1 protein-coding gene is annotated in these 1,280 nt (G+C 65.7%); it reads left to right on the top strand.

Annotated elements, in window-relative coordinates; all coding sequences use genetic code 11:
- Positions 1 to 1,280 (top strand): AMP-binding protein (locus A5781_RS24420; RefSeq protein ID WP_156625040.1); only part of this gene is annotated, 1,280 nt, incomplete at both ends.

The following is a 1,280-nucleotide window of genomic DNA, read 5'->3' as shown; positions in this document are numbered from 1 at the left end:
CACCAAGACCTGCCCTTCGAGGTATTGGTGGAACAGCTGCACCCCACCCGCTCCCTCGCCCATCACCCCCTGGTCCAAGTCATGCTGGCCTGGCAACACCACACCCTGACCGATGTGGACCTAGGGGATCTACAGGTCAACCCCATACCGGTGCAAACTTCCACGGCGCGCATGGATTTAACCTTCACCCTGGCCGAGAACTTCACCGAAGCGGGCCAGCCGGCCGGAATCGGTGGGGTAGTGGAGTTCCGCACCGATATCTTCAACCCCGCCACCATCGACACCCTGATCGCGCGATTCCAGCGGGTGCTGGCCGACATGACCGCGGACCCGTTGGGGCTGTTGTCCTCGATCGAGGTGCTCGACGCCGATGAGCATGCCCGCCTGGATAACTGGGGTAACCGGGCGGTGTTGGACCGCCCGGCGGTGTCGGGGGTATCGATCCCAGCGTTGTTTGCCGCCCAAGTCGGCCGCACGCCCGAGGCGGTGGCGCTGACTTTCGGCGACCACTCCTGGACCTATCAAGAGGCGGACGAGTCCGCGAATCGGTTGGCGCACTTACTGGTTGCCCGTGGGGTGGGCCCGGGTGAGTGCGTGGCGCTGCTGGTGGAGCGTGGCGCGCAAGCCATCATCGCGATCCTGGCGGTCCTCAAGACCGGGGCGGCTTATGTGCCGATTGACCCGGGCCTGCCCACAGCGCGGATCGGGTTCATGCTCGGCGATGCCGCCCCGATCGCGGTACTCACCACTGCGGGTCTGCGCTCGCGGCTCGACGGGTACGACGGCCTGCGAGTCATTGATGTCGACGGCCCCGCGATCGATGCTCAACCCAGCACACCATTGCCGGGCCCGGCTGCTGAGGATATTGCGTATCTGATTTACACCTCGGGCACCACCGGGGTGCCCAAAGGCGTTGCCGTGACCCACCACAATGTCACCCAGCTGATCGCGTCGCTGGACGGGAATTTGGCGGGGCCGGGGCGGGTGTGGTCGCAGTGGCATTCGTATTCCTTTGACATTTCGGGCTGGGAGATCTTCGGTGCCCTGCTGCATGGCGGGCGGTTGGTGGTGGTGCCCGAAGCGGTGGCCGCTTCCCCCGAGGCGTTGCATGCGTTGCTGATCGAGCAGCAGGTCACTGTGTTGAGCCAGACACCCTCGGCGGTGGCGGCGCTCTCGCCGCCGGGGTTGGAATCGGTGACATTGCTGGTCGGTGGGGAGGCGTGTCCGGCTGAGGTGGTGGAGCGGTGGGCGCCGGGACGGGTGATGCTCAATGAATACGG

It is taken from the genome of Mycobacterium sp. 852002-30065_SCH5024008 (assembly GCF_001665645.1).
GTDB classification, from domain to species: domain Bacteria; phylum Actinomycetota; class Actinomycetes; order Mycobacteriales; family Mycobacteriaceae; genus Mycobacterium; species Mycobacterium paraffinicum.
The sequence above is the reverse complement of the archived record's forward strand: the minus strand, read 5'-3'. Positions and strand labels throughout refer to the sequence as shown.